Annotated in this window: 26 protein-coding genes and 1 riboswitch; of the genes, 21 read left to right on the forward strand and 5 right to left on the reverse strand. The window is 34.4% G+C overall.

What is annotated here, in order from left to right; genetic code table 11:
* Positions 1-269: 269 nt before the first annotated feature.
* The gene (locus tag NST60_RS17055; protein WP_169189036.1) at positions 270-1,304 is read left to right on the forward strand and encodes an AI-2E family transporter; all 1,035 of its coding nucleotides are present in this window, start codon (positions 270-272) and stop codon (positions 1,302-1,304) included.
* Between the two features lie 63 nt (positions 1,305-1,367).
* Here the strand turns inward: NST60_RS17055 and NST60_RS17060 are convergent, their stop codons facing one another.
* Positions 1,368-2,204 (reverse strand): undecaprenyl-diphosphate phosphatase, encoded by an 837-nt coding sequence (locus NST60_RS17060; RefSeq protein ID WP_016202463.1) that lies wholly within the window; start codon positions 2,202-2,204, stop codon positions 1,368-1,370.
* 368 nt (positions 2,205-2,572) lie between these two features.
* On the opposite strand from NST60_RS17060, the gene NST60_RS17065 reads away from it, so the two are divergent.
* The 5 genes from NST60_RS17065 (at position 2,573) to NST60_RS17085 (ending at position 6,945) form a co-directional block, all read left to right on the forward strand.
* On the forward strand, positions 2,573-3,508 hold the full coding sequence (locus NST60_RS17065; protein ID WP_254415634.1) for a carbohydrate kinase family protein: 936 nt from the start codon (positions 2,573-2,575) through the stop codon (positions 3,506-3,508).
* A gap of 370 nt (positions 3,509-3,878) precedes the next feature.
* Positions 3,879-4,424: a hypothetical protein gene (locus NST60_RS17070; protein ID WP_016202461.1), complete on the forward strand. Its 546-nt coding sequence runs from the start codon at positions 3,879-3,881 to the stop codon at positions 4,422-4,424.
* A 223-nt stretch (positions 4,425-4,647) separates the two neighbouring features.
* Entirely contained in the window at positions 4,648-5,469 is an 822-nt protein-coding gene (locus NST60_RS17075; RefSeq protein WP_254415633.1) for an amino acid ABC transporter substrate-binding protein, read from the forward strand.
* Positions 5,456-6,157: an amino acid ABC transporter permease gene (locus tag NST60_RS17080; RefSeq protein WP_254415632.1), complete on the forward strand. Its 702-nt coding sequence runs from the start codon at positions 5,456-5,458 to the stop codon at positions 6,155-6,157. The genes NST60_RS17075 and NST60_RS17080 overlap by 14 nt, the downstream gene beginning before the upstream one ends.
* Positions 6,158-6,210: 53 nt before the next feature.
* A complete protein-coding gene (locus tag NST60_RS17085; protein ID WP_101729231.1) occupies positions 6,211-6,945 on the forward strand; it encodes an amino acid ABC transporter ATP-binding protein in 735 nt (244 codons plus the stop codon).
* 328 nt (positions 6,946-7,273) lie between these two features.
* Here NST60_RS17085 and NST60_RS17090 read toward each other — a convergent pair whose 3' ends face one another.
* Positions 7,274-7,465, reverse strand: coding sequence for a hypothetical protein (locus tag NST60_RS17090; protein ID WP_040343056.1), 192 nt, complete (start codon positions 7,463-7,465; stop codon positions 7,274-7,276).
* 452 nt (positions 7,466-7,917) lie between these two features.
* Here NST60_RS17090 and NST60_RS17095 point away from each other — a divergent pair, with 452 nt between their 5' ends.
* The 4 genes from NST60_RS17095 to NST60_RS17110 all read left to right on the forward strand — a co-directional run bounded on the left by NST60_RS17095 (position 7,918) and on the right by NST60_RS17110 (position 12,966).
* Positions 7,918-9,210, forward strand: coding sequence for a methyl-accepting chemotaxis protein (locus NST60_RS17095; RefSeq protein WP_016202456.1), 1,293 nt, complete (start codon positions 7,918-7,920; stop codon positions 9,208-9,210).
* A gap of 737 nt (positions 9,211-9,947) precedes the next feature.
* Complete coding sequence (locus NST60_RS17100; RefSeq protein WP_016202455.1) at positions 9,948-11,093, forward strand: FtsW/RodA/SpoVE family cell cycle protein; 1,146 nt, start codon at positions 9,948-9,950, stop codon at positions 11,091-11,093.
* Positions 11,094-11,446: 353 nt separating this feature from the next.
* Complete coding sequence (locus NST60_RS17105; RefSeq protein ID WP_100525938.1) at positions 11,447-12,562, forward strand: IS4 family transposase; 1,116 nt, start codon at positions 11,447-11,449, stop codon at positions 12,560-12,562.
* Between the two features lie 155 nt (positions 12,563-12,717).
* Entirely contained in the window at positions 12,718-12,966 is a 249-nt protein-coding gene (locus tag NST60_RS17110) for a DUF2573 family protein (RefSeq protein WP_016202454.1), read from the forward strand.
* Between the two features lie 88 nt (positions 12,967-13,054).
* Here NST60_RS17110 and NST60_RS17115 read toward each other — a convergent pair whose 3' ends face one another.
* From NST60_RS17115 to NST60_RS17125, 3 genes are all read right to left on the reverse strand, one after another.
* Entirely contained in the window at positions 13,055-13,390 is a 336-nt protein-coding gene (locus tag NST60_RS17115) for a spore coat protein (protein ID WP_016202453.1), read from the reverse strand.
* Between the two features lie 173 nt (positions 13,391-13,563).
* Complete coding sequence (locus NST60_RS17120) at positions 13,564-13,836, reverse strand: hypothetical protein (protein WP_101729229.1); 273 nt, start codon at positions 13,834-13,836, stop codon at positions 13,564-13,566.
* 21 nt (positions 13,837-13,857) lie between these two features.
* The gene (locus NST60_RS17125) at positions 13,858-13,992 is read right to left on the reverse strand and encodes a YuzL family protein (RefSeq protein ID WP_016202451.1); all 135 of its coding nucleotides are present in this window, start codon (positions 13,990-13,992) and stop codon (positions 13,858-13,860) included.
* Between the two features lie 222 nt (positions 13,993-14,214).
* Here NST60_RS17125 and NST60_RS17130 point away from each other — a divergent pair, with 222 nt between their 5' ends.
* The 11 genes from NST60_RS17130 (at position 14,215) to sufC (ending at position 25,778) form a co-directional block, all read left to right on the forward strand.
* Positions 14,215-16,587: a 3-hydroxyacyl-CoA dehydrogenase/enoyl-CoA hydratase family protein gene (locus NST60_RS17130; RefSeq protein ID WP_341099571.1), complete on the forward strand. Its 2,373-nt coding sequence runs from the start codon at positions 14,215-14,217 to the stop codon at positions 16,585-16,587.
* A 53-nt stretch (positions 16,588-16,640) separates the two neighbouring features.
* Positions 16,641-18,395, forward strand: coding sequence for an acyl-CoA dehydrogenase family protein (locus NST60_RS17135; RefSeq protein WP_341099572.1), 1,755 nt, complete (start codon positions 16,641-16,643; stop codon positions 18,393-18,395).
* A gap of 419 nt (positions 18,396-18,814) precedes the next feature.
* Positions 18,815-19,171 carry an arsenate reductase family protein gene (locus tag NST60_RS17140; protein ID WP_016202448.1) on the forward strand — a complete coding sequence of 119 codons (357 nt, stop codon included), beginning with the start codon at positions 18,815-18,817 and terminating at the stop codon, positions 19,169-19,171.
* Positions 19,172-19,237: 66 nt separating this feature from the next.
* On the forward strand, positions 19,238-19,621 hold the full coding sequence (gcvH, locus tag NST60_RS17145) for a glycine cleavage system protein GcvH (RefSeq protein WP_016202447.1): 384 nt from the start codon (positions 19,238-19,240) through the stop codon (positions 19,619-19,621).
* Positions 19,622-19,826: 205 nt separating this feature from the next.
* Positions 19,827-20,180: a toprim domain-containing protein gene (locus tag NST60_RS17150; protein WP_016202446.1), complete on the forward strand. Its 354-nt coding sequence runs from the start codon at positions 19,827-19,829 to the stop codon at positions 20,178-20,180.
* On the forward strand, positions 20,177-20,488 hold the full coding sequence (locus NST60_RS17155; protein ID WP_016202445.1) for a thioredoxin family protein: 312 nt from the start codon (positions 20,177-20,179) through the stop codon (positions 20,486-20,488). The genes NST60_RS17150 and NST60_RS17155 overlap by 4 nt, the downstream gene beginning before the upstream one ends.
* Positions 20,489-21,029: 541 nt before the next feature.
* Positions 21,030-21,365: an SCP2 sterol-binding domain-containing protein gene (locus NST60_RS17160; protein WP_145999652.1), complete on the forward strand. Its 336-nt coding sequence runs from the start codon at positions 21,030-21,032 to the stop codon at positions 21,363-21,365.
* Between the two features lie 283 nt (positions 21,366-21,648).
* Positions 21,649-21,754, forward strand: a riboswitch (SAM riboswitch).
* 145 nt (positions 21,755-21,899) lie between these two features.
* Positions 21,900-22,922 (forward strand): methionine ABC transporter ATP-binding protein, encoded by a 1,023-nt coding sequence (locus tag NST60_RS17165; RefSeq protein ID WP_016202443.1) that lies wholly within the window; start codon positions 21,900-21,902, stop codon positions 22,920-22,922.
* The gene (locus tag NST60_RS17170; protein ID WP_016202442.1) at positions 22,919-23,587 is read left to right on the forward strand and encodes a methionine ABC transporter permease; all 669 of its coding nucleotides are present in this window, start codon (positions 22,919-22,921) and stop codon (positions 23,585-23,587) included. Before NST60_RS17165 ends, NST60_RS17170 begins: the two co-directional genes overlap by 4 nt.
* 12 nt (positions 23,588-23,599) lie before the next feature.
* Entirely contained in the window at positions 23,600-24,448 is an 849-nt protein-coding gene (locus tag NST60_RS17175) for a MetQ/NlpA family ABC transporter substrate-binding protein (RefSeq protein ID WP_016202441.1), read from the forward strand.
* Between the two features lie 535 nt (positions 24,449-24,983).
* Entirely contained in the window at positions 24,984-25,778 is a 795-nt protein-coding gene (sufC, locus tag NST60_RS17180; RefSeq protein WP_016202440.1) for a Fe-S cluster assembly ATPase SufC, read from the forward strand.
* Positions 25,779-25,789: the final 11 nt, after the last annotated feature.

Here is a 25,789-nt window from a genome sequence, read left to right on the forward strand (position 1 = left end):
TATATTACTAATTATCGACTAAACTGTAAAGAAAGATTTTTCAAAAAAATAAAAAGTTCTATCATAAAACAGTATATTTTTGTTACAATTTCGTGAAAATGAAAGGATAATGTACAATGTTCCTAAAACACGCAAAGAGAAAGAAAGTAATAAAAAATTCAGTCGTTTTTTCTTGTTATTTTTCATTATTGGATTGATAATAAGTTATAAAGGAAAAAAAGAAAAATTTCCTCTTAGGTAGGTATTTTAAATCGTCAGGGGTCTTTAGCATGGAAACGGTGCTTCAATTTTTTCAGAAAAAAGGGATTAAAAGAATTTTTATTTTGTTTTTAATTGGTTTGTGCCTTTACTTTGTTCGGAGTATGATAAATCTGATTTTATTTACTTTTATTTTTTCTTACTTAATGGATAGACTTGTTCAGTTTTTTACAAGCAAGTTTGCCATAAAACGGACTATTGCTGTTATCTTGCTTTATTTTTCTGTTTTATCATTGCTTATATATGGGATTTCCACTTATCTGCCTGTTATCATTCAACAGATTTCGGTGTTAGTCATCCAAATGACAGATTTTTATATGCAGCCACATGAAAATGCTGTATTAAATTTTATCGTAAACACCTTAAATAATTTTAGCGTTACGACTTATTTGCATCAGGGCTTTACTTTTATTTTTAAGTATTTTACAAATATTTGGGGGAATTTACTTCAAGTATTTATGGCAATTGTATTAAGTCTTTTCTTTCTGTTGGAAAAAGAAAGACTACGGTTATTTGCTAAACGTTTCCATAGCAGTAAAATAGCATCGATATACTTTGAATGTAAGTATTTCAGCAAGAAATTTGTGGCTACTTTTGGAAAAGTAATAGAAGCACAATTTATTATCGCCATCATTAATTGTGTTTTAACAACAACTTCTTTATATTTTCTAGGCTTTCCTCAATTGTTTGGCTTAGGTATTATGATTTTCTTACTGGGGCTTATACCAGTGGCAGGCGTAATTATTTCTTTTATCCCGTTATGTATTATCGGATATACGGTCGGGGGAATAACACACGTCATTTCAGTGATTATTTTAATTATGGTTATCCATGCGATAGAAGCATATATACTAAACCCAAAATTAATGTCTTCCAAAACGGATTTGCCAGTATTTTTCACCTTTATTGTGCTAATTTTTTCTGAGCACTTTTTCGGCGTATGGGGCTTAATTGTAGGAATCCCTATTTTCATATTCTTGCTTGATCTATTAGAAGTAAAAAGTGATAAAACGCGATTAAAAAAGGGAGAAAGTATTTTACCCTAATCAAAAAGTCATCTCAAGTTTGAGATGACTTTTTGATTTAGGATTACATTATTAGTAAGGTTTTTAAAAGAACACGACCATGATAATAATAGCGATAATAATACGATAAATCGCAAATGGTGTTAATTTAATTCGATCAATTAGTTTTAAGAAGAATCGAATGGATATTAGCGCAAAAATAAACGCACTGATAAATCCAACAATAAAGAACGGAAGAGCCGCTGATGTGATATATTCCCAATTGTTTAATAAAGAAATAAAGCTAGCACCAGCCATGATCGGAACAGCCATGATAAAGGTAAAGTCTGCTGCAACACGGTGGCTTAGTCCCATCAAAACCCCACCTGATATAGTGGAGCCAGATCTTGAAAACCCTGGCCATAAGGCAATACATTGAAATAATCCAATGAAAAATGCTTGTTTATTTGTAATTTGATCCAAAGAAGTAGTTGTCGGTTTTTTCTTCTTTTGCGTATAGTCTGCGAGAATCATCAAAATCGCTCCAACAATTAAAGCATACGCAACTGTTTCAAAATTAAATAAATGTTCATCAATGTAATCATCAAACAGTAGTCCTAATACACCTGCTGGGATTAACCCGATAAGAATTTGTACTAAGCTTAATTTATGTCCCGTTACTTTTTCACCATTAATCGTTTTTTTCAAACCAAGAATATTTAGGAAACGATCTTTGAAGATAATAACCACAGCTAAAATTGAACCTAGTTGGATAACAACCTTAAAGGTATTCGCTACTTCAGGTGAAAATATCTCTCCTGATTTCAACCACAAATCATCAACAAGTATCATGTGACCGGTCGACGATACCGGTGCAAATTCAGTCAAACCTTCTACTATGCCTAAAATAAAGGCAACTATTAATTCCCATAACTTATCCAAACTTTGTTCACTCCTATTTATCCATTAATTTAAAAATTATCTTCTTTTTAAAAGGCTGTTTTCGTAAAGTTTATTGCGATTACCCGCAGCTCCATTTTTCCAACTAATTGTTTTTTCCTATTGAAAAAACAACACTCCTTTAGAATACAGCTTTTTAAAACATACGCTTATCTATCATATCAAATATTTAGCAAAAGCTGAACGCTAAATATTTGATTTTCCAGTTTGAAAAAATACATAAAGTATAACGCATAAATAGATAAGTAAGTTTCACCATTTTAATGAAACTATTTTTATTGTCTAAACTCTGCTGGTGGAATAAAGGAGATATACTATAAAGGTAGAACTGATAGAGAGGAAGATAACATATGGCTCGAAAAGGAGTTTTATCTCTTGGCGATGCATTTATCGATTATGTTTCACGATCGAGTGATAATAATCGTTTTGAAAGAAAATTAGGTGGAGCTTCTGTAAATGTTGCTGTACATATAAGTAGATTTGCAATTCCGAGTTTTTATATGACGAAGCTAGGGGAGAGAGAAGATAGTCAATTTGTAGAAGCAGAGATGATAAAAGAAAAAATATATTTGGATGATAGTGTTCGTACACCAACAAAGCAAATATCGAAAGTATATGTTCATCTAGATACTTCAGGGGAGAGATATTTTCATAAATATGAAAATGAAACCCCTGATGAAGTTGTATTCGAAACAGATATTAAAGAATCAGCTTTTGAAAACAAAGCCATTTTTTATTTTGGGTCAGGTACACTTTTTCATCCAAGAGCGAGGGCTGCGACAAAAAAGGCAATAGGCATTGCAAAGGAAAAAGGATTAATCATTGCTTTTGATGCAAATATTCACATCAAAAGGTGGAATAGTGAAGAAGAATGCAGACAAGTGATTATGGAATTTTCGTCTTTAGTTGATGTCCTAAAATTATCAAAAGAAGAACTCTGCTTTCTTTTAGAGGTGAGTTCAGTGAAGGAAGGATTGGCAAATTTGGAGAGAATCCAGATACCATTCAAACTAATCACCTTAGGCGAAAAGGGTGCCGTTGGCCAATTGTATGAGCAAAAAGTATATATACCTGGTGAGGTGGTAAGTACGATAGATACTAATGGTTCCGGCGATGCGTTTATGGCAACAATTTTAGCTTGTATTTATGAAAAGGGCTTTCCTACTTCTGAAGAAGAGCTGAAGAATTATATAGTTCGTGCAAACAAGCTGGGAGCAATGGTAGCAACTAAAGCTGGTTCATTGCCTAAACTTCCTGATTATCAAACTATTACTAAGAAGAGTTGATTAAGGGCCAGACTATAGATATTAACTGCAGTTCAAGGATTTAGATATCCTTTTGTGAAGCAAAACGAGCAAGGTAATCCTGAACACTTGTTAACAAGTGGTGGATTCGAAACAGAATTATTTAAAAGCTAATTGACAAATGGAAATATATAACCAAAAGCATACTTTCTTAGAAGGAAGAATCATCTGAATGGCAGAATTCTAAGGGAAGTATGCTTTTTTGTAACCTTTTTAAGTCTAAAGACGTAGATAAAAATAATCCAAGAGTTTGTTACAAGTTTTGGCTAATCTTTATATGATAGAAAAGAGGAAAGTAAGAAGAACACAAGTGAGTGATTAGTAATTTTAAATGAAAGAAGGGAATGTTTGTGTGACTAGTAAAAAAGTATATATCATATTAACGGATACGGGCACTTTATTCACTCGCTGCATTAAATTATTCACAAGAAAGCCCCATAATCATGCATCTATTTCCTTTGATCCGCAATTAAATGAGGTCTATAGTTTTGGAAGAAGGAAGCCCAGCAATCCTTTCATCGGTGGATTTGTGAAAGAAAACGTACAGCATGATTTTTTTCGAAATAGCCGTTGTATTATTTATTCCATTTCCGTGACAGAAGCTCAATATGAAAAAATGAAGAATAAAATTGAACAGATGGAGATAGAACAAAGAAATTATCGTTATAATTTACTGGGACTTTTATTTATTTTGTTTAAAATCCAGTATAATCGAAAGAATGCTTATTTTTGTTCTCAGTTTGTTGCATCAATTTTGCATGATAGTGGGGTATTACTTTTTAATAAACCACCGTGTTTGATTACTCCGTATGATTTATTAGACGAATACAAAATGGAAAGAGTTTACGAAGGAAAATTACATCTCTATCCACTTGTGTTTAGAAAAACAGCAGCGTAAAGCAATTATTATCATTTTTTTTTTTTTTTTGATTCTTATAAAATTGGAAAAAAGTGACCGTTTAAAAGGTCGCTTTTTTTGGTATGAAATGGATATATCAATCATGGTTAATTTCAGAACTTTTGGTGAAAATAAAAAGGAGAATGAATGCTTTGACAAAAGGTATTCCCATATAATATGATAGCAATTGCTGACAAGTCTTATCGGAATTAGGAGGAATAATATGAAAAAATTAAGTATAATATTTAGTTTATTATTGAGTCTTACCATTGTTTTAGCAGCTTGTGGTAGTAAATCAGATAATCAATCAAATGATTCTGCAGATAAAAATGCTGATAATAACACAGATTTATTAGCACAAATTAAAGAAAATGGAAAATTAGTAGTTGGTACGGAAGGTACATATCCTCCCTTCACTTTTCATGATAATTCAGGAACGTTGACTGGTTTTGATGTGGAAATTGCACAAGAGGTTGCGAAACGTTTAGGTGTCGAAGCTGAATTTAAAGAAACGCAATGGGATGCAATGTTTGCTGGTCTTGATGCAAAGCGATTCGATATGATTGCAAACCAAGTAGGGATAAATGATGAAAGAAAAGCGAAATATGCTTTCTCTGATCCATATATTTCTTCTGCTGCTGTTCTTATTACGAGAGAAGATTCAGATGTGAAAAGCTTTAAAGATATTAAAGGATTGAAGTCAGCACAGTCATTAACAAGTAATTACGCAGAAATAGCAAAAACTAACGGGGCAGAGTTAGTTGGGGTTGATGGTTTCAATCAAGCGATTGAACTTCTGAATGCTAAGCGAGTAGATGTTACAATTAATGACAAATTGTCTTTCTTAGATTTTAAAAAGCAAAAGCCTGATGTAAAAGTTGTGATTGCTGATACTGCTGATGATGTAGCCCAAAGTGGATTAATGTTTAGACAAGGAAATGATACGTTAGTAGAAGCGGTAAATAAAGCATTACAAGAAATGATTGACGATGGTACGTATAAATCAATATCTGAGAAATGGTTCGGAGAAGATGTACTTAAATAATATCTTCACAGACCCAGAAGCATTTCAGCGATATTATGATATTGCAGTTAGTTCCCTTCTCCCTTTGGTGAAGGGGGCTATTTTATATACGATACCACTATCGATTATTTCCTTTATTATTGGGCTAATTTTAGCTATTTTAACCGCTTTAGCTAGATTATCAAGTATTAAAATTTTGCAAATTATTGCTGGCATTTATGTTTCCATCATTCGTGGAACACCTTTACTTGTTCAGTTATTCATTATTTTTTATGGGCTGCCGAATGTTGGTATTACCCTTGAACCGTTTGTAGCAGCAATTATAGGTTTTTCCTTAAGTGTAGGAGCGTATGGATCAGAAATAGTGAGAGGCTCCATTTTAAGCATTCCTAATGGTCAATGGGAGGCTGGTTATTCCATCGGAATGAGCTATGTTCAAAATTTAAAGCGAATTATTTTGCCGCAGGCCGCTCGCGTTTCGATTCCTCCATTGTCGAATACATTTATAAGTTTAATCAAAGATTCGTCTTTAGCAGCCTTAATTCTGGTGACAGAAATGTTTCGAAAAGCACAAGAAATTGCAAGCACTAATTATGAATTTCTACTGTTATATTCAGAGGTTGCCTTCTTGTATTGGCTCATTTGTTTCCCTCTTTCTATTATTCAGCAGGGACTGGAAAATCGATTCGGACGTCATTTAAGTAAGTAAAAGGGAACTTCCATTGTCCAGAAAGATAAAAGACATAGAAAGGAGTGTACAGTATGATTTCGATCAAGGGGTTGTCTAAACATTTTGGTGATTTACAAGTACTAAAGGACATTAATCTTGAAGTGGAAAAAGGGAAAGTAATCGTTGTTATCGGACCGTCTGGTTCGGGAAAAACGACGATGCTTCGTTGCTTAAACATTTTGGAAACGCCAACGACTGGTCATATTACGATTGAAAATAAACAATTGGATTTTTCGAAAAAAGTAACGAAGAAAGCTGTCACAGATTTTCGGAAATTAACCGGTATGGTTTTTCAAAGCTATAATCTTTTTCCCCATAAAACAGCAATTGAAAATGTGATGGAAGGTCCAATCACAGTGAAAAAGCAATCAAAGGAAAAGGCGAGAAGTATCGCGGCTGACTTATTGAATAAAGTGGGACTCGGTGACAAAATCGATTACTATCCATTTCAATTATCAGGTGGCCAGCAACAGCGTGTTGGTATTGCGAGAGCACTTGCGATGGAACCAGAAGTAATGTTGTTTGATGAACCAACTTCTGCTCTGGACCCAGAGCTTGTTGGCGAAGTATTAAAAGTAATAAAACAACTTGCTAATGAGGGCATGACAATGATTATCGTTACACATGAGATGAAATTTGCACGAGAAGTTGCAGATGAAGTAATTTTTATGGATGGTGGATATATTGTGGAAAAAGGAAATCCACAGGCTATCTTTTCTGCACCCAAAGAAGCAAGAACGCAGCAATTTCTGCAATTAATTCAATAAAAAAAGAGTTGTTAAGGAATCTCGGTAAGGAGATTTGTTTCCGTAACAACTCTAAAACAAAAGGGGGAATTACACTTTGTAGTATCATTGTGGACCCCTTTTTCTTTTTTTATACATAAGTTGATCATTTTTTTTGAAGGCTGTTTTAAAGAATTGTTGTTTTTTCAATAAGAAAAAGAATTAGTTGGAAAAATGGAGCAGCCGGAATACACGAAGACGCCACGGGAATTAGCGAGACAGCTTGAGACCCCCACGGAAAGCGAAGTGTATTCTGACTGCCGGTAATCACGACAAACTTTACGAAAACAGCCTTTTTGAAAAAAGTAAATTATTGTTCATCGTGAATTTTCTTATGTATGACCTCCTCTTCTAATAAACTGAAGAAAGCTACGATTACTCCTGAAATCAAGGAAGCAATGGTGTAAACCGACAAACCAGTCATGGCATAGAAAAGAAACGTTGTGAAGATGGTCAATAGACAGCAATAGATGATGGAGTTTACATATAAGGTATTTTTCATTTTGAACCTTCTTTCCGCTATTCATATATTTTAGTATATGTAGAGAATAGGAAATATACTACCGCGAAAGGATGATTGCCCTTTTTTATAGATAAAGGGGGATAAGCCCTCACTGTTTTTGCAAAAAAGCATATCTAATAAGTATAAAGAATAGCTTGTATCACCTTCTTAGAAGCTGAATACACAGTTATATTCTTTATACCGTAACCCCATAACCTCCTCTCACTTTGGGTATAGCCGTTCGTTTGGCTATACCTCTTTTTTTATTTACGTTTAAAATTGCTTAAAACAATTATCTTTTGTAAAATAGGTATAAACCACTATTTTTGTGAAAAGTTATTTGGATTTATGAATCTTTTATCACGATATAAATATTTATAAATAAAAAAGTGGGATGGTAATAAGAATGATAGGGTATAAAGAACTATAAAAGGTCAGGAAGGAATATTTTTATGAAGAAATATAGAATTTTTCGTAGTTTAAGAACAAAAATGATTGTCATCATATTTTTTGCTACATTATTTAGCACAATGATCTCCTTTAAGCTTCATGAAATGATAAGAGAATTTGGGATGATTCCTCCAGAATTCAGTATTTTTGTAAATACTATCATTAATCTAGTGTTTGTAACTGTTATTGTTGCATTATTTACGCGACGAATTATCATCTCTCCACTAAAAAAATTATTGCATTCTACAAAGAAGATTACAGAAGGCGAACTGGATATTGAAATCAGCAAGACTTCCAATGATGAAATTGGTCAATTAACAGATGAATTTATTTTGATGAAAGAATTTATTAGAAACTTAGTTCAGAAAGTAAATGAAACATCGGAACACATAAATACTTCTGCTGAAAAGCTAACTGCCAATACAGTGGAAACAAGCTATGTATCGGAGCAAATTTCTTCCGCTATCCAAAGTGTTGCAGCAGGTTCTGAAGAGCAAACAAAAGGAATGGAATTTATAGTTGATGCAGTAGCAGTTGTTAATGACGAAATTAAAGATATTACGAAGAATACAGAAGAAATGGTAAAAAGCACGAATAATACTGTTTTGAAAGCAAAAGAAGGACAAGCAGTTGTGGATAACACTGTAACTCAAATGAGCTTAATCCAAAATTCAGTGAAAGAATCCAATAACTCCATCGTATTATTACAGGAGCGTTCCCAAGAGATTGGTCAGTTCTTAAATGTTATAACGGAAATTGCTGATCAGACAAATTTATTGGCATTAAATGCGGCCATTGAGGCAGCAAGAGCTGGTGAGGCGGGCAAAGGTTTTGCGGTAGTAGCAGAAGAAGTAAGGAAGTTGGCTGAGCAATCCAATGAGTCTGCTAAGCAAATTGCTGTATTAGTAAATGAAATTCAAAAAGATACTCTTTCTTCCGTTAAAACGATGAAAAGAGTAACAGAAGAAGTAAAAGATGGGATTAATATCACCAATGATACAAAAGAAAAGTTTACGATTATTTCTGAATCTATGTTAACAATGAGTGACCAAATGAAAAATATTCTAGAGGCTGCCAATAAGATTTCGACAAATATAGTCGAGGTCGCAGGATCTGTAGATCAAGTTACTGGTATTGCGAAGGAAAACAGTCAAAATTCCATGAACGTATCAGAAGCTTCCCAAGAACAATTAGCTGCGATTGAAGAAATAACTTCCTCCACGAAATCTTTAGCTAAAATTGCTGATGATTTAGTGGAATTAACAAAAACAATTCATGTAAATGAAAGTGCCTAGAAAAGAAAAAGTTTACATAAAAGGCTGTTTTCTAAAAGATTGTTATTTTTCAATCGAAAAAAAGAACTAGTTGGAATAATGGATCAGCCGGAATACACGTAGACGCCACGGGGATTAGCGAGACAGTCTGAGACACCCCGGAGGCAAAGCTGAGGAGGCTTAAGCTTAGCCCTACGGAAAGCGAAGTGCATTCCGGCTGCGGGGAATCGCAACAAACTTTACGAAAACAGCCAAATAAAAAAGAATGATTAAAAGAGACAGTTAATATCTCCCAGAAACATTTTCTGGAGATAAACTCTTTTGATCATTCTCTTTTTTTGGGGGAGAATAAAAATGAATCGTTTTATTCCCGTATTAATGGACAGTAAGACTCAACCATGAGATTATGAGAATTCGAGGAAGATAGGTAGGAGGTCCACTGTAAGTAAAGGTCCGAATGGTTCAACTAACCATCAGTAGGGGATGAAGGAAAAGCCCCACTGATGGAAGTTTCAATTTATGACAATTTAAACAGTTTTCATTCAATTTGGTTAAAGTTAGGAATCAAAATAATTAATTTTGCGAAAATGATTGTCGAAAGTTGTTATTTTATGCAAATACAAATATAATGAAGAATTGTAAATATGTGAATTATGCTATTCATTTAGTGTAAATACAAATGAAAAAAATTGGTATTTTTAGAGTGAAAAATAATAGCCTACTGTTAAAAGTTTTACTGAACAAGGAGCAATGACAATATGTCCCCAAAAAATTCATCGAAAATAGATTATACACTTGTTCTAATATTAATGCTTTTATGTTTAACAAGCCTTATTGCTATATATGGAGCAAATTCATCTTATGTGTTAAAGCAAGTTTTGTTTTATGGAGTTGGTATAGGAATTATCATTGGAGTGATTCGTTTAGATTCCGATCAGCTAAAAAAACTGACTTGGTATTTATATGCATTTGGTCTTGTCTTATTAATATTACTTATTCTGGCACCAGAAAGTATTGCCCGAGAAATTAATGGTGCAAAAAGCTGGTTTACACTACCTGGTTTTTCCCTGCAGCCATCTGAATTTGTTAAAGTGTTTTTAGTACTAGCGCTCTCCCGATTAATTGTGGATCATCAAGAAAAATATATCGTAAAGACGATAGAAAGTGACTTTTTTCTTTTATTCAAAATTGGATGTGTAACAGCACTTCCGTTATTTCTAGTAATGCTGCAACCTGACTTAGGAACATCCTTAGTATTTCTCGCTATTATGCTAGGAATGGTTTTTATCTCTGGTATCTCTTGGAAGATATTAATGCCTATTTTCTCAAGCTTTGCTGTTATTGCAACAGCAGTTCTTTATCTTGTCATTTGGCATCCTGATTGGATTACAGCGTACTTTGGCGTAAAGGAATATCAAATGGGAAGAATCTATTCTTGGTTGGATCCATATACGTATCAAAGCACAACAGGCTATCATTTAACACAATCCTTACTGGCAATCGGATCTGGACAAACGACAGGGAAGGGAATTGGTACTAGTGAAGTAGTGCTTCCAGAGAATCATACGGACTTTATTTTCAGCGTAGTTGGAGAAGAGTTTGGGTTTATAGGTGCTAGCATTATTATCAGTTTGTTTTTTCTGCTTATTTACCATATTACAAAAGTAGCATTAGAAACAAAAAATTCATTTTATACTTGTATGAGTGTTGGAATCATTAGTATGCTTTGCTTTCATGTTTTCCAAAATATTGGGATGACAGTAGGTATTCTGCCGATTACAGGAATTCCACTCCCTTTCATCAGCTACGGTGGTAGTTCTTTAATGGGGAATATGCTATCAATGGGATTGATTTTTTCGATTAGATATCATTATAAAAAGTATATGTTTTCAAGCGATGAATAATCGTTTTAACTTTTACGACAAAAAGAGGCTGACAGGGAGCAGCCTCTTTTCGTTTATTCTTTCTCGATTCTTAAAATGAGGGGGTAAGAAAAGGAAAGAATATCAATATGGGAAGTTAATGATATTGATAATCATTATCATTAGGTGTAATCTTATAATAAAACAATTTATTATCGTTGTCAACGCAAATAGTAAGGAGGAAAATAAAAAATCACTAGTGTTGCATTAATTTAATTTCATTATTAAAAATACTCGAAATGTTCACTTTTATTATTTTATGCATAGAAAAAGTCCTTTATAATGGATAAGTCAGGTGGTAACCCGTCCAAATCCACTAAAAAAGGACCAATCTCATGGACAAGATTACACGAAAAACTTCATTTGGACAATGGTTTTCACCAATAAATCTTCAATTATTTGAAGAAAACGTGAAAACGTTGAAATTAGATTTCTATACGAAAAAACTAACGACAGAGTCATTTCTAAAATTATTACTTTTTGCGCAGCTAGAAGAAGTCGAAAGTCTGCATGCGCTGAGCGATTGTCTTTTCGATGATCAACTGCAAAAGGGCATTGATCTTGATTCTATCAGTATTTCCCAACTCTCACGCCGTTTAAATGGCATGAATCCAGACTTATTCCAAAAGCTTTTCCTTGATTTAGTTTCACAAATTCATGCCAAAACGCACAACACGAAACTTGTGATGCCATTAAAAATCATTGATTCAAGCACATTGCCTCTCAATTTGACTAATCATAAATGGGCAAAATTCCGCAAAACAAAAGCGGGTGTTAAATTGCACTTACGCCTTGTGTTTATGGAAAAAGGTATATCCTATCCCGAAAAGGCCATTATGACAACGGCCAAAGAACATGACCGCGGTCAGCTTGAAGTAATGGTTGATGACAAGGAATGTATGTATGTGTTTGACCGTGGTTACTTAGACTACGAACGCTTTGATCGGATGACAGATGACGGCTACTTTTTCCTTTCTAGGCTGCGAAAAAACGCAGTCATACGGGAGGTTTACGATTTTAAACTACCCGAGAATACATCTGTTTTGTCGGATCAAATGGTGTTGATTGGTACGACGCAAAACCGTGCCGAAAATTACTTTCGTCTTCTAAAAGTGATTGATTCAAAAGGAAATGAGCTTCATTTAATCACAAATCGTTTTGATTTAAGTGCTGAAGAAATCTCAAAGATGTATAAATCACGCTGGGCGATTGAGTTATTTTTCAAATGGATTAAACAACATCTCCATATCAAAAAGTTTTACGGCCAAAGCGAATGGGCAATTCAGAATCAAGTGTTTATCGCACTTATTGTTTTTTGCCTGCATGTTCTCGCACAAATCGAGACAAAAAGTAAACGAAAAACCCTACAAATTAGCCGATATTTACGGGCAGCTTTGTGGAAACCAGCACATATTTGGCTTCGAAAGATTGAAGGAAAAACCATTCCTTAATAAACAAATTGTCGTCGTCTCTTAAGTCTAATTGTAAAAAAATTTCCAAATGGATGGATCCACCTTTAGTTGGGTATTTACTTTTTTGGCTCTTAACAGGGGACATATTTAAACTGAATATTCTAACAACATTTATGCAACACTAGTGATAAAAAATGAATGAAAAATTTATGGCGGAATTTGATTCTTTGTTAAGTAATTATACGGAATTACTACTTGGAGAGGAGGATGACGAGTTAAAAGAAAAAGTGCAAGTATGGATGCTCTATACTTTTATGTCGAAAAATATGCCAGGCTTAGTGAAGCATTGGAATGCTAAATTCCCAGATGGCAAACAAACGATTATTCAAATTATTACTGAAATAAAAAAAATGAACGAGATGAGCAAACAAAATCGAGAGTGAAAACATATGCTATAAGGAGAACTGGACAAAGCGTAAAAAAATCATACCACCTGTACGATGCCGTTTGGGTGGTATGATGGAAAAAGGGTTACTGGATATTCGTATTTCCGTATGGGAATTGGTTGCTATATCCTTTAAATTGCTGATAAGACTGCTGAAGCTTTTGTTGCTCAGCAGCTTCAAGCTTATACCAACCTTTTTGAAACATTAAATCATACAATTCTCTTTGCATATTTTGTGTTTCTGTAAAAATCGCTAATAAATCTTGATATAGTGGTTCATTACTAGCTTCATTTAAGGCTGTTGAATAAGAGTCAGTCATATATTTTTCTGTTGAAAGCAGATCATTAGTATAATCGCGGTCATTCATTTGTGGCGTTTTTGGAACTTGTGCCTCAGGATTTTGAATTGGTTGTTGGTTCATTTTATTTGTCCTCCCTCACAAGGTTATTATTTAAAAAGTCTATTGCTAATTCATATCCTTCCACTATGTAGAAGGTGCCCATTCTGCAAAAGGCAATGTCAACAAAGAGGTTTGGCATTCTCTTTAGCAGAATGAGCATGATAAATTAACAATCACAAATTTTTTGTAAATACTTATTGTGGTTGTTGTGACACTGGCTGACTGTTAGCATTTAGGTGATTAAGTATTCTTTCATAATGGTGCTGATGCATTTGTCCACATTTTTCAAGCTGTGCTTTTATTGCCGGGTCTTGGGCATTTTGGGCAAAAAAATGTGCCTTTTTCATTGCTAGTAAATTCCAAGAAAGCATATCTGTTAAGTAAAGGGAATCTTTGACTGTTACCATAATAGGTGGTTTCATCATCATTCCATTTGGTTGAGTCATATTATTTGGTTGTTGTTGCATTAAGTTCGACCTCCTAAAAATCTATTGCTTTTTATATTGATTATTTTGACTATTAACTTTTCCACCACCATCATTTTCAACGGTTGGACCAGCATTTCCTTTAACACTTGCTGCACTAACTCCTGCTTTAGAAGGGTTCTTTTTAAGACGAGCCATCTTTCTATTCACCTCCCTTTTCTTATTCCATACTAGCATTTCCTATTTTTCTTATTTAATGAGTGCTCAGCTTGGAGAAATAAATGAATATATTGTTTGTTATAGCTGTTTATGTACAGACTTGTTAAAAGTCATATGTACGTATGAAAAATCAATGAGTCAATAAATAGTCATTTAAACTTAGAAAATTCCATTTAATCTAATTTTCAAGGAGGATGTAAGGTGAAAGAGATAAAATCTGCTGCGGTTATTGGTTCTGGAGTAATGGGTGCAGCGATTGCAGCACAGTTTCTTAATGCTGGGATAGCGACGATTCTTTTGGATATTGTGCCAAATCAGCTAACAGAAGAAGAAAAAGAAAAGGGGTTAACAATAGAGGATAAGGTGGTAAGAAATCGATTTGTTCAGCGGGCCGTCGAAAGAATGAAAACAGATTTGCCAAGTCCACTCACCTCCGTCCATAATTTATCAAAATTAACGATAGGAAATCTAGAAGATGATTTCGCTTTATTACAGGATGTAGATTGGATAGTGGAAGCAATTATTGAAGATATTAGCATAAAAAAAGAGCTCTTTAAAAAGATAGATCAACTTAGAAAAAAAGGCTCTATCGTAAGTAGTAATACTTCCGGTATATCAATAAATAAAATGAAAGAAAATCTTTCTCCTGATTTCCAAGCACATTTTTTAGGTACACACTTTTTTAATCCGCCTCGGTATATTACATTACTTGAAATAATTCCTACAAAAGAAACAGCCCCGATTGTTGTCAAAACCATAAGTGAATTTGCGGAAGAAACGTTAGGAAAAGTGGTAGTAAAAGCAAGTGATACCCCTAATTTTATTGCTAATCGTATTGGTTCCTATGCTTTTTTAAATATTGTTAACGAAATGATAAAAGCTGACTTAACGATTGAGGAAGTAGATCAATTAACTGGTCCACTTATTGGCCGGCCTAAAAGTGCTACTTTCCATACTTTAGATATGGTAGGGCTAGACACATTTTATCAGGTAATCCAAAACATGAAAGGAAAAATGAAGAATCCAGAAGAAATAGAGACATTTAAACCCCCAGCATTGTTAGATGAAATGATTAAGAAGAAAATGCTCGGTAGAAAGACGAAAAAGGGATTTTATCAAAAAACGAAAGAAGGACTAAAAGTATTAGATTACCATACAATGACATACAAAGAGCTAACTCGAATGAAAGAGAAAGCAGAAGGTAAATCACTGACTTTGTTTTTGCAAGAACCAAATAAAAAAGGACAATTTCTTTGGAAAGGAATTGCACCATTTTTACTTTATTCTGCAAAAATGGTCGGAGAAATCACCGACTCTATTTTTGAAATAGATCAAGCTGTTCAGTCTGGATTCAATTGGAAAAATGGACCGTTTCGCTTATGGGATGAATTATCTTTAAAAGATACAGTGAAACGGATGGAAGAAGAGTCAATGGATATTCCTAAATGGATTAAAGAAATGATGAATGCTGGTTTTGAGCAATTTTATAAAGAAGTGAATGGTGTCATTCATTATTATCACCAAGGAGAATATTTGCCTATTCCCAAAAGTGTAGACCAAATAGATATTCAAGAAAGTAAAAAGCGAAGAGGCGTACTTCTTTCTAATAATGGAGCAAGTTTAATCGATATAGGGGATGGCGTATTATTACTTGAATTACACAGTTCAAATATGAGCATTGGTATGGATATCCTTTCGATGATTGAAAAATCGATAGAAAAAGTAGAGTCAGAAGCATATAAAGGGCTCATTATCGGCAGCGAAAAAAAGAACTTTAGTCTTGGAGCTAATTTAGCTTTAATGCTATTAGAAGCCCAAAATGGAGATATTGTAGAACTACAAATAGCCGTCCGCCGTTTTCAACAAGCGATGAAGCGCATAAAATATTGCCAAAAGCCAATTGTAGCTGTCCCATATCAAAGAACTTTGGGGGGAGGAGCAGAAATTTGTCTAGCGGCAAGCAAAGTGCAAGCATCGCTAGAAACTTATATTGGTCTTGTAGAAACAGGGGTAGGACTTATCCCAGGTGGGGGAGGTACAACGGAATTATATTGTAATAAGATTAAGCAATTCCAAAACCCGTCACAAGAAGAAATATTACAGCTTACCGCAGAGATCTTTCAGACGGTATTAACTGCGAAGGTTGCTACCTCTGCTGCTCATGCAAAGGAACTGGGATTCTTAACTAATAAAGATGGGATAACAAATAATGTCCGATTTTTATTAAGAGATGCTAAAAAGGCGGTTTTGCAATTAGCTAATGAGCAGTATCAACCACAGCAAAAAGAAAAGATAGTAGTTGCAGGAACAGTTGGTTATGAATTTTTAATGAAAGAAATTAAAAAGCTAGGAAAACTTGGTTTTATCTCCGAATATGATGCATTTATTGCGAGTAATCTTGCAACCGTCCTTACAGGAGGCAAGGTAGAATGTGGCACATTGGTGGAGGAGGACTATTTATTAGATTTAGAAAGAGAAGCGTTTATTCGATTAATTCAGGAACAGGAGACACAAAAAAGAATGCTACATCTATTGCAGACAGGGAAGCCATTATTGGCTAGAAAAAAGATTTAACCATTTCTTTAAATGAAGATTAAGTGGATATAGAAAGGAAGGAAAAAAATAATATGCAAAAGGGTGGAAGTTTTTTAACAGAACAAGTCACCGAAGAAGCTATTTTCACACCAGAAGATTTTACGGAAGAGCATCAGATGATTGCAGAAATGACGAGTGAGTTTGTTCAGAAAAGAGTATTACCACATTTGGCCGAAATGGAAAATCATCAATTTACTATTACGAAACAATTGATGGAAGAGGCAGGAGAACTAGGATTATTAAGTTCAGATATTCCAGAAATATATGGTGGTTTGGGCTTAGATAAAATCAGTACTGCTGTTATCTCTGAGATGATGTCTGTTGCAGGTGGCTTCTCTGTCACTCATGGAGCGCATATAGGAATTGGTTCATTACCGATTGTTTTATTCGGAAATAAAGCACAAAAGGAAAAGTATTTACCAGATTTAGCTACAGGTAAAAAAATAGCATCCTACGCACTAACAGAACCTACTGTTGGATCAGATGCACTTAGTGTAAAAACAACAGCAGTTTTAAATAAAGAGGGTACACATTATTTATTGACTGGTGAAAAGCAGTGGATTACGAATTCAGGAATTGCGGATATCTTTGTCGTATATGCAAAAGTAAATCAACACCATTTTACTGCCTTTATCGTTGAAAAAGTCTTTTCTGGGGTTTCAGTAGGAAAAGAAGAAAATAAATTAGGAATTAAGAGTTCGTCAACTTGCGCTGTCCGTTTTGATCAAGTAGAAGTACCTGTGGAAAATGTGTTAGGAGAAGTAGGAAGAGGTCATTTAATTGCATTAAATATTTTAAATATTGGACGCTATAAGCTTGGCCTTGGAGCAATTGGTGCAAGTAAGGAAGCATTAAAAAAGACGATAGCCTATACAGATAAACGAATCCAATTCTCGACCCCGATATCTCGCTTTCCGCTTACTATGGATAAATATGCAACGATGGCATCCTATATATATGCTGCCGAAAGTACTGTTTACCGAACAGCAGGATTGCTCTCAGAAGCAATGGATGGATTGCCAGATGAAGTAGATATGAAAGAGATGGCAAAAATAATGAATGAATACGTTATTGAGTGTAGTCTAAATAAAATTTTTGCATCTGAAGTGTTAGATATGGTAGTAGATGAAGGTGTTCAACTCCATGGCGGTAATGGTTTTATGGAAGATTACGATATTGCTAGAATGTATCGCGACTCTAGAATTAATCGTATTTTTGAAGGAACAAACGAAATAAACCGATTACTAATACCTCCTACCTTGGCAAAGAAGAGCTTGAAAGGGGAACTCCCATTATTGTCACTCGCTGCAAAAATGGAAAAAGAAATGATCTCTTTTCTTCCAGAAGAACCAGATGGGAAGCCCTTATCCCAAGAAAGAATGCTTCTATCAAATTCTAGAAAAATAAGTTACATCTTATTTGGAATGATGCTTAAAAAATATAAAGAGCAGTTAGAACAACAACAAGAGATTATGGTGAATCTAGCCAATATTATCAATGCTATCTTTTCGATGGACTCTTGTATAGTAAGAACACAAAAAGCAATGGCAAAGAGTGGGCAAGAGGAGAAGCAAAAATTACTTTATACAGAAATATATTGCCAAGAAGCATTTCAACAAGTGATTGGAGAAGCAACAGATACTTTAGCATATATGCTTAGTGGCGATGAATTAAAATTAGCCCTTTCCGTATTGAAAAAATATACTAGATATACGCCAAAGTCGCTGATTGCAAGTAAAAGAGAGGCTGCAAAGAGTCTATTAAGGGCTGGAGAATATCAGGTATAATAGTTGTTTATCCGAATCTTAACGGACGGTAAGACTCCCATCTCAAGCTCTGAGAATACGAGGAAGATAGGTGGGAAAAGATCCGATTGGTTCAATTACCATCAGTGGGGAGGGAGGCCCCCACACTGATGGATGGTTCACTTTATGATGAAAAGGGTTCTTGTCACTAGTTGAAAAGAATGAAGAACCTTTTTCTTTTAACATGACGATAGAGAATTTTAAGATAGTACAGTCAAAACAAGAGAATCCAGTAATTTCGAATAGTATATACTCTTCTTGGATGAGGAGAAAAGAACGGAGAAATCCAGAAAAGGAAATAACTGACCGAAAAAGTGGACAGTAATCGAAGTTTTACTTTATACAAAATTGTGATAATATTTAGTTGAATGTTTCAAAATACATAGATTATGGGTGATGGAATGAAAGTTACTTTTTATTGGTATCCAAAATGCTCAACCTGTCGAAAGGCGAAAAAGTGGCTCGATGAAAATCATGTGTCATATGAAGAAGTACATATTGTAGATAATCCTCCTTCCCGTGCATTATTAGAGGATTTGTATAAAAACAGCGGTCTTGAATTAAAGAAGTTTTTCAATACCTCTGGCCAGAAATACAGAGATCTAGGATTAAAGGACAAAATAAACGAAGCTTCAGAAGGTGAATTGCTAGATTTGCTTGCTTCTGATGGCATGCTAATTAAACGCCCTTTAACAACAGATGGAAATAAAGTAACATTAGGGTTTAAAGAAGAAGTGTTTGAAGAAAGTTGGGGATAAGAATCCTGCTTTTTTTAATAGTGACTCTGTTTAACAGAGTAATATGATAAATACGGAGGGGTTATAATGGCAGTACCAAAGGATTTACGATATTCAAAAGAGCATGAATGGGTTAAAGTTGAGGGAGAAAACGCACGTGTAGGAATTACATATTTTGCGCAATCTGAATTAGGCGATATCGTATTTGTTGAACTACCAGAAGTAGGCGATGAAGTAACGGCAAATGAGCCTTTCGGAAGTGTAGAATCTGTTAAAACAGTTTCTGAATTATATGCTCCTATCAGTGGAAAAGTAGTAGAAGTGAACGAAGAACTTAGCGACAATCCAGAGTATGTTAACGAATCTCCTTATGAAAAAGCATGGATGGTTGTTATCGAACCAAGCGATAAAGCGGACATTGAGGCACTTATGTCATCAGAACAATACGAAGAAATGACGAACGAAGGTTAATTGACTATTAAAGACATCGGTAATTTGCCGATGTCTTTTTCTTGAGAGAATTTCTAGTTAAAGGGTAAAAATAGTGGACTTAATGAGGTTTTACAATGGCCAATTATATCGTTCTTTTTCAAACCTCATACCATAAAATCTACTTCTTTCTTTTCTTGTTTGAAATATGTTAAAGTAAATGAAATAACTCCTTTAGGTGATCAAAATGAAAAAAGTAATCATTGTTGAAGGCAAATCAGATAAAAGAAAAGTAGAAAAGATTGTGCGTGAACCAGTTGATATCATTTGCACTAATGGAACAATAGGTGTATCGAAACTGGATGAATTGCTAGAAGAGTTAATGGATAAAGATGTGTATATTTTAGTGGATGCAGACAAGTCTGGAGATAAGTTAAGGAAGCAGTTTAAAAGAGAACTTCCAGAAGCAGAATTTCTTTATATAGATCGAAAATATAAAGAAGTGGCCGCCTCACCAGAACATCATTTAGCAACACTCTTATTGCAGGCAAATATCGAAATTGAAGCCAAATATTTAGATATAAGGATGAATGGTTTATGATAGAATGGAAGCCCGATCAGTGGGAGAAACAAATAAAAGATGCATCAACTGCCTTTTTTTATTTATATACTCCTCTTTGCGGAACATGTATGGTTGCTTCTAAGATGCTAACGGTATTACATACAATGAAGCCAGATTTAAACTTAGGAAAAATGGATTTGAATTATGCTCCAGATTTAGCAACAAAGTTTGAAGTTGAAAGTGTTCCTTGTCTATTGATTATCGAAAATGGGGAGTTAAAGGAAAAAGTATATCGCTTTGAATCGGTTCCTCATTTACTGGAAGTGATTAATAAATACACGAGGTAGAAAGACCCTTTTCCGTGGATGAAAGGGTCTTTCTTTTATTTGCGATTATAATACAAAGTATTTTAATCAGTGAAAGCCAATTTGCCTTGAATGGGAGAGAAGAAGGGAACAGAGAAGCCTGATCAGAGCCCGTTTACTCACAAGAGAAGGGAAGAAGGGAACAGAGAAGCCCGATCAGAGCCCGTTTACTCACAAGAGAAGAGAAGAAGGGAATAGAGAAGCCCGATCAGAGCCCGTTTACTCACAAGAGAAGAGAAGAAGGGAACAGAGAAGCCCGATCAGAGCCCGTTTACTCACAAGAGAAGGGAAGAAGGGAACAGAGAAGCCCGATCAAAGCCCTTTTGCTCACAAGAGGAGCAATAAGGTAATAGATCGGCTCTTCTCAAAATGCTACCCTTTGAAATCCCCGACTACCAATATTGATTCCAAAACAGATTTTCCAAAAGATTGTCCTTAACAAAAAAGGTTTTTTTCTATTCTTGCAAGAATAAGTAATATAAGATTGTTCGGCAGAAAGTAGGAGATGCTTTTGCAGGAGTGGATGAAAAGTTTTGTAGATAAGTTGAATCGTAAAGAGTCTTTAAAACCATTATTTCGAAACACTTCGCTTTCATTAGCGATATCATGCCAAAATGATGTCTATATAATGGAGTTAAGGGACAATCGTTTTTCATGGAGAAGGATGACAGATGAAAATCCAGATGTATGGTTAACGGGAGAAAGAGATAGTATAATGAAGGTTTCGACGGGTGAGATTCTTCTTAGAAAAGCGAAAAAAAGTGAATTGATTCAACTAGAAGGTTCTTTAAGAAAAATTCTTTTACTGGAATCTTTGTTTTTCTTAAGTAATTCACAGCCTGTAAATCGAACCGGTTAAAGATGGAAATCTAAACTGAAAATAAGAGTTGATGCTCACCTGGAAGCTCATTTTCGCACAGAAAATGAAGTATATTTCAGGTTGTTTTTTTAGGGGAATCTTTATCAGCTTCATCACTAAATCCAACTGTGCTTCCCTGATTAATTATGTTAGAAAACCTTACGTAATAAATTGAAAATTCAGAAAAAAATATTATATTAAAAAATGTATTGACACTAATATCGGGAAATGGTAAATTACATCTATCATATTAACGAATTTAAAATTTCATATAGATAAAGAACTCTTATCAAGAGAGGTGGAGGGATGTGCCCTATGAAACCCGGCAACCGTCAGTATACTGAAACGGTGCCAATTCACACAAAGCGTTTAGCTTTGATAGATGAGAGAAAGGGATATTATTAATAAAAAAACCTTTCTGCTCATCTTGCAGAAAGGTTTTTTTATTATTTGGAATGATATGATGTGCTTTGTTAAAAACTATTTTAATATAGTGATCGATAGAGTAATTTTAAATAGAAGTAGGTGAACACATTGATTAATGTCAACTCAGTAAAAAAAATATACTCCTCTAGAAGTGGGAAGGTCACTGCAGTTGATCATGTGGATTTAAATATCCATTCAGGAGAGATATTTGGAATAATAGGATATAGTGGTGCAGGTAAAAGTACATTAATCAGAATGCTGAACGGATTGGAGATTCCTACTGAAGGAAGTGTTTCGGTTGCAGGTCACGAAGTTTCCAAAATAAAGGGAAGCAAGCTTCGTAAGGCGAGACAAGAAATCAGTATGATTTTTCAACATTTTAATCTGTTATGGTCAAGAACGGTAAAAGAAAATATAGCTTTTCCTTTAGAAATAGCAGGAGTAAAAAAAACAGCAAGAGACAAGAAAGTATTGGAGTTAATCAAGTTAGTTGGATTGGAAGGACGAGAGGACGCTTATCCTTCTCAATTAAGCGGTGGGCAAAAGCAGCGAGTTGGTATCGCAAGAGCACTTGCTAGTGATCCGAAAGTACTTCTTTGTGATGAAGCAACATCTGCATTGGATCCACAAACAACAGATGCAATCTTAGATTTGTTAGTAGACATTAATAAACGTCTTGGTCTTACTATCGTTCTTATCACTCATGAAATGCATGTTATTCGAAAGATTTGTCATCGAGTAGCCGTGATGGAAGATGGGAAAGTAGTAGAAACGGGGCCAGTGATTGATGTCTTTAAACAGCCGAAGAAAGAAATCACGAAACGTTTTGTTCAACAAGTAATTGAACCAGAAGATGCGAAGGATACAATCGAACATTTAATAGCACAATATAAAACAGGAAGCATCGTCATGTTAGGATTTGTTGGCGAAAGTGCTGAACAGCCTGTTATTACTAATCTTATTCGCGCTTTTTCGGTTTCTGTGAATATCATTCAAGGTAAAATTTCTCCGACTCAAAATGGCTCATATGGAACATTATATATCCATCTGGATGGAGAGCAAGAGGAAATAGATAAAGCAATTCAATACCTGCATGCACAAGAAATTAGTGTGGAGGTGATTGAAGGATGATGGAAAGCTTATTACCAAATGTAAATTGGGAAATCATGTGGAATGCCACTAAAGAGACCCTATTTATGACTGGATTCTCGATTATTTTTACCTTTATACTCGGAATTATTCTCGGAATTACGTTGTTTTTAACGGATAAAGGAAATATGTGGAATAATGTCTTTTTTAATAGAATCATCAGTGCAATCGTAAATATTTTCCGGTCTATTCCTTTTATTATTTTATTAGTTTTATTAATTCCATTAACGACCTTACTAATTGGGACAATGATTGGACCAAAAGCTGCTTTACCTTCTCTAATAATTGGAGCTGCTCCATTTTATGCAAGGCTTGTGGAAATAGGACTTCGAGAAGTGGATAAAGGTGTTATTGAAGCGGCAAAGTCAATGGGGGCAAAACCAACTACTGTTATCTTTAAAGTTTTATTACCAGAATCCATGCCTGCTCTTGTGTCTGGGATTACTGTTACGACAATTGCATTAGTAGGATCTACTGCAATGGCTGGAATTATTGGTGCAGGAGGGCTTGGGAATCTAGCCTACTTACAAGGATTCCAAAGAGGTAATGGTGATGTGACACTTGTTTCAACTGTTATTATATTAATCATTGTTTTTATCATCCAATTTATTGGTGATTTTATAACAAACAAAATAGATAAAAGATAAGGAGAATAACACATGAAAAAATTATGGTCTTTACTTATTGCGTTAACATTTGTATTTGTTCTTGCTGCATGCGGAAGCTCTAACGATGATAGCAAGGAAAGTGGTGCTTCTAACACAGACAAAGAAACAACTAAATTAGTAGTAGGTGCTTCCAATGTACCACATGCAGAAATTTTAGAAAAAGCGAAGCCAATTCTTGAAGAAAAAGGAATTGATTTAGAAATCGTTCCTTTCCAAGATTATGTATTACCAAATAAAGCTTTAGAATCAAAAGAAATCGATGCAAACTATTTTCAACATATTCCATATTTGAACCAACAAATTAAAGAGAATGGTTATGAGTTTGTAAATGCTGGTGGAATTCATATTGAGCCAATGGCTGTTTTCTCTAAGGAATATAAAAGTTTAGATGAGCTTCCAGATGGAGCAACTATTATTCTAAGTAACTCTGTTGCCGAGCATGGTCGTGTGCTTTCTCTTTTAGAAAAAGGTGGATTAATTAAACTTAAAGATGGAATCGACAAAGTAAATGCAACAATCGAAGACATTGTTGAAAATCCAAAAAATGTTCAATTAAAAGCAGATTATGAGCCAGCTCTACTTCCACAAATTTTTAATAATAATGAAGGGGACGCTGTTGTTATCAATGCAAACTATGCATTAGATGCAGGTCTAAACCCTGTGGAAGATTCCATTGAAATTGAAGGAAGCGAATCTCCGTATGCGAATATTATTACGGTTCGTAAGGGAGACGAAAATAGAGAAGATATCAAAACTTTAGTAGAAGTATTACATTCAAAAGAAATTCAAGATTTCATTAATACGGAATATAAAGGTGCGGTTGTACCAGTTAATGAATAATGATTAAAAAGATGTTCCTATAAAAGACCAAAACACAAAGTGTATATCCAATTGAGAATTAAGTCAGTTCTATCAATAATGGATATAGCATGTGTGCAGGTCTTTATAGGGGCATTTTTTTTATTTTGAAAAAGATTATTGGCAACATATGTTTCTTTACATAGGAATGAGTTTTCAGGATTACTTTTCCAATAAGTACTAGGGCTAAATTTAAAGGGTGTATAAATACTAAAACGAAGCTGTTGATAGAAAGAATTTAACGGAGTTTATTAAATAAATCTAAGGCAAATCATTTATGCAAGTATATTGTTTTATTTATAATAAGGGAAGAAGTTGTTTCATTTTTAAAGAATACATATTTTTTTGAAAGTGAATCAGGGGATTTATTTGTTTTAGGTGAATTTTCCTTATGTAACAGGAATCAATAGGTTGCTATCAGATTTTATTTGTTATAAGATTAGAATGATAATAAATTGATAATGAAGTTTCGACAATTTTGTGAACAAAACTTCTTTTTACTATGGAGGTATATAATATGAGTCAACCTAAATTAGTCATTAATGATTTACATGTTTCAATCGAAGAAAAAGAAATTATTAAAGGTCTTAACTTAGAAATAAAGGGTGGAGAAATTCACGCAATCATGGGACCAAACGGAACTGGTAAATCTACTTTATCTTCTGCAATCATGGGTCACCCAAAATATGAAGTAACTAGCGGTGATGTAAGTCTTGATGATGAAGATGTATTAGAAATGGAAGTAGATGAGCGCGCTCGTGCAGGTTTATTTTTAGCAATGCAATATCCAAGTGAAATTAGCGGTGTAACAAATGCTGACTTTTTACGTTCAGCTTTAAACAGCCGTTTAGGTGAAGGTAATGAAATTTCATTAATGAAGTTTATCCGTAAAATGGATGAAAACATGGAATACTTAGAAATGGATCCTGATATGGCTCAACGTTATTTAAACGAAGGTTTCTCTGGTGGGGAGAAAAAACGTAATGAAATCCTTCAATTAATGATGTTAAATCCAAAAATTGCTATTTTAGATGAAATCGATTCTGGTTTGGACATCGATGCATTGAAAGTTGTTTCAAAAGGAATCAACAAAATGCGTGAAGAGCGTAAAGAAGATTTCGGTTGCTTAATTATTACTCACTACCAACGTTTATTAAATTACATCACTCCTGACTACGTTCACGTAATGATGCAAGGTCGTGTTGTTAAATCTGGCGGTCCAGAACTTGCTCAACGCTTAGAAGCAGAAGGATATGATTGGATTAAAAAAGAGCTAGGTATTGAAGACGAAACTGTTGAACAAGAAGCGTAATCGTTAGGAGG

It is taken from the genome of Niallia sp. FSL W8-1348 (assembly GCF_038006745.1).
In the GTDB taxonomy this organism is placed as follows: Bacteria; Bacillota; Bacilli; order Bacillales; family Cytobacillaceae; genus Niallia; species Niallia alba.

Excerpts from the sequence above, each read along its gene's own strand:
- NST60_RS17160 (WP_145999652.1), top strand. The coding sequence starts at position 21,030 with ATGAAAAGTTTTGTAGATAAGTTGAATCGTAAAGAGTCTTTAAAACCA.
- NST60_RS17105 (WP_100525938.1), top strand. The coding sequence starts at position 11,447 with ATGGACAAGATTACACGAAAAACTTCATTTGGACAATGGTTTTCACCA.
- NST60_RS17080 (WP_254415632.1), top strand. The coding sequence starts at position 5,456 with ATGTACTTAAATAATATCTTCACAGACCCAGAAGCATTTCAGCGATAT.
- NST60_RS17170 (WP_016202442.1), top strand. The coding sequence starts at position 22,919 with ATGATGGAAAGCTTATTACCAAATGTAAATTGGGAAATCATGTGGAAT.
- NST60_RS17110 (WP_016202454.1), top strand. The coding sequence starts at position 12,718 with ATGAATGAAAAATTTATGGCGGAATTTGATTCTTTGTTAAGTAATTAT.
- NST60_RS17115 (WP_016202453.1), bottom strand. The coding sequence starts at position 13,390 with ATGAACCAACAACCAATTCAAAATCCTGAGGCACAAGTTCCAAAAACG.
- gcvH (WP_016202447.1), top strand. The coding sequence starts at position 19,238 with ATGGCAGTACCAAAGGATTTACGATATTCAAAAGAGCATGAATGGGTT.
- NST60_RS17085 (WP_101729231.1), top strand. The coding sequence starts at position 6,211 with ATGATTTCGATCAAGGGGTTGTCTAAACATTTTGGTGATTTACAAGTA.
- NST60_RS17075 (WP_254415633.1), top strand. The coding sequence starts at position 4,648 with ATGAAAAAATTAAGTATAATATTTAGTTTATTATTGAGTCTTACCATT.
- sufC (WP_016202440.1), top strand. The coding sequence starts at position 24,984 with ATGAGTCAACCTAAATTAGTCATTAATGATTTACATGTTTCAATCGAA.
- NST60_RS17065 (WP_254415634.1), top strand. The coding sequence starts at position 2,573 with ATGGCTCGAAAAGGAGTTTTATCTCTTGGCGATGCATTTATCGATTAT.
- NST60_RS17090 (WP_040343056.1), bottom strand. The coding sequence starts at position 7,465 with ATGAAAAATACCTTATATGTAAACTCCATCATCTATTGCTGTCTATTG.
- NST60_RS17120 (WP_101729229.1), bottom strand. The coding sequence starts at position 13,836 with ATGCAACAACAACCAAATAATATGACTCAACCAAATGGAATGATGATG.
- NST60_RS17150 (WP_016202446.1), top strand. The coding sequence starts at position 19,827 with ATGAAAAAAGTAATCATTGTTGAAGGCAAATCAGATAAAAGAAAAGTA.
- NST60_RS17055 (WP_169189036.1), top strand. The coding sequence starts at position 270 with ATGGAAACGGTGCTTCAATTTTTTCAGAAAAAAGGGATTAAAAGAATT.
- NST60_RS17095 (WP_016202456.1), top strand. The coding sequence starts at position 7,918 with ATGAAGAAATATAGAATTTTTCGTAGTTTAAGAACAAAAATGATTGTC.
- NST60_RS17140 (WP_016202448.1), top strand. The coding sequence starts at position 18,815 with ATGAAAGTTACTTTTTATTGGTATCCAAAATGCTCAACCTGTCGAAAG.
- NST60_RS17100 (WP_016202455.1), top strand. The coding sequence starts at position 9,948 with ATGTCCCCAAAAAATTCATCGAAAATAGATTATACACTTGTTCTAATA.
- NST60_RS17155 (WP_016202445.1), top strand. The coding sequence starts at position 20,177 with ATGATAGAATGGAAGCCCGATCAGTGGGAGAAACAAATAAAAGATGCA.
- NST60_RS17135 (WP_341099572.1), top strand. The coding sequence starts at position 16,641 with ATGCAAAAGGGTGGAAGTTTTTTAACAGAACAAGTCACCGAAGAAGCT.
- NST60_RS17175 (WP_016202441.1), top strand. The coding sequence starts at position 23,600 with ATGAAAAAATTATGGTCTTTACTTATTGCGTTAACATTTGTATTTGTT.
- NST60_RS17125 (WP_016202451.1), bottom strand. The coding sequence starts at position 13,992 with ATGGCTCGTCTTAAAAAGAACCCTTCTAAAGCAGGAGTTAGTGCAGCA.